Below are 1,749 nucleotides of genomic sequence, written 5' to 3'. Positions count from 1 at the left end.
GCAGCCCCGCCCCGGCATGGGACTGGAACGACATCTGACCGCCACGCGGACGACGAAATCGGGGTAACCGGAAACCCGCCATCTCTGCTGGTCAAGGCAACTTCGTTGCTTTCCGCACGATTACTACCGGAACCCCAGGTACATGAGCGCCGTGGGCGTTACGCGCTTGGCGCGGTACCGCTGACGATGCGGTGGATGGTGGAGCGGCCGACGCTGTATTCGTCGGCCAGGTCGGCGAGGCTGGCGTCGTCGTGGGATCGTGGTAGCGGCGGTGGATTGTCTTGCGGGCTGCGGGAGGCCGGTTCAGAATAGGCCGAGTTTGAGCATGAGGGCGCGGTCGACCTCGGCGAGTTCGGTGCCGTCGAGTCGGCCTTTGAACGCGCCGAGCCGCTCAGGTGACACGGTGAAGATCTGGTCGATCAGGATGCGGGTGCGGGTGCCTTCCAGTTCGATCTCGGGCCGATAGACCGCAGGACCGGCGCTTGCCGAGGTGAGGGCGATGATGACGGTGCTGGAAGGAAACCGGTCCGATTGGATGATGACGCAGTACCTGTGCCCGTGTTGTTCGTGCCCTCGGGCGCCGGGCAGGGCCTTGATTTCATAGATTGCGCCTCGAAAGATCACGCGATGCCCATGAAGCGCTGAATGGCGAGCATTTCGGCTTGGTCGCTGGGGTCCTCGGCCAGTCGCTCGGCATCGTGGGCGGCCTGTTTGAGCAAGAGCTCTTTGTAAGCGTGCAGGATGGCGTAGCGGACTGCTTCGGAGCGGGTGCGGTTGGTGTCTGCGGTGAGTTGGGTCAGCGCTGTTTCCATCGCTTCGTCTGTGCGCACGGTGAGTATTCCCATACTCCAAGTGTAAGACGAAATGTATTACAGGGCTGTTCGGGAGGGGTGCGGAGCTTCGGCGTCAGTCTGCCGAGTTGGCCCCGTGGATTCTCCAGCAGTCTTTCTGGGACCCACCCGACCCGGGCCATCGTGTGTGGTCACAGCGCGGGGGGCGCTCGGCGCCGGAGTCCGGTTCTCGCCGTCTGGCCGGTTGCCGTGTGAGGATGGCGACGACGACGGCGAGGTAGACTGCGACGGGGACACCACACACGATGGCCCGGTCGGGTGGGAGATCTGTTTGGCAGCGGCGGTCATAGCCGGAACGTATGTGGGTGCCCCGGTCAGCCGAGGGCTTTGATTTCGGCGTAGAGCCAGCTGGTCAGCCACATGGAGGCGGCCGCGAAGGTGGCTGTTGCCGTGGCGATCCAGAGCATCCGGTGTCGGTATGCGCGGGCGGTGTGGTGCAGCAGGATGATCAGTAGCGGCAGCAACCACACCCAGTGGTGTCCCCACGCCAGCGGCGGCACGGCGCACCCGATCAATCCGACCACGATCAACCCGAGCAATGACCGGTCGGTGCGGTGCGCGGTGGCCGCGGCGGCGTAGCCGAGGCCGGCGGCACCAGCGACGCATACCAGCCACAGCCAGTTCGGCGCGGGTTGGGGTGCCCACAGGTTCGACAGCACACCGTTGATCGACTGATTGCCTGGATGTGTGACCGGCCCGATGCGATCGACGTCACCAGCCGCATCACGCAAGAAGTCGTGGGTGTCGCCCGGCAGGATCAGCCAGGCCGCGGTGAGGTTCCCCCGCATTGTTGGAGGGCGGGGTAATCAGGTTCCAGCCGGAACCGGGTGATGGTAGCTCGCCTCGAATTCATCAGGTGATCGCCAACCCAGCTTCTTCTGGATGCGCTGGCTGTTGT

3 protein-coding genes are annotated in these 1,749 nt (G+C 64.6%); all 3 read right to left on the bottom strand.

Annotated elements, in window-relative coordinates:
- Positions 1-303: 303 nt before the first annotated feature.
- Positions 304-624 (bottom strand): type II toxin-antitoxin system PemK/MazF family toxin, encoded by a 321-nt coding sequence (locus GVY64_RS36880; protein WP_159851313.1) that lies wholly within the window; start codon positions 622-624, stop codon positions 304-306.
- A complete protein-coding gene (locus GVY64_RS36875) occupies positions 621-845 on the bottom strand; it encodes a ribbon-helix-helix protein, CopG family (protein WP_159851311.1) in 225 nt (74 codons plus the stop codon). The genes GVY64_RS36880 and GVY64_RS36875 overlap by 4 nt, the downstream gene beginning before the upstream one ends.
- Before the next feature lie 320 nt (positions 846-1,165).
- Complete coding sequence (locus GVY64_RS36870) at positions 1,166-1,639, bottom strand: glycosyltransferase 87 family protein (protein ID WP_159851309.1); 474 nt, start codon at positions 1,637-1,639, stop codon at positions 1,166-1,168.
- Between the last annotated feature and the right edge of the window lie 110 nt (positions 1,640-1,749).

Origin of the sequence: Nocardia sp. CY41 (genome assembly GCF_009829325.1) — a bacterium.
Taxonomy (GTDB): Bacteria; Actinomycetota; Actinomycetes; order Mycobacteriales; family Mycobacteriaceae; genus Nocardia.
Note: the sequence above shows the minus strand (reverse complement) of the source record. Positions and strands in the feature narration are given on the sequence as shown.

Bases quoted from the DNA above. Each gene is read 5' to 3' on its own strand.
- GVY64_RS36875 (WP_159851311.1), bottom strand. From the start codon at position 845: ATGGGAATACTCACCGTGCGCACAGACGAAGCGATGGAAACAGCGCTG.
- GVY64_RS36870 (WP_159851309.1), bottom strand. From the start codon at position 1,639: ATGCGGGGGAACCTCACCGCGGCCTGGCTGATCCTGCCGGGCGACACC.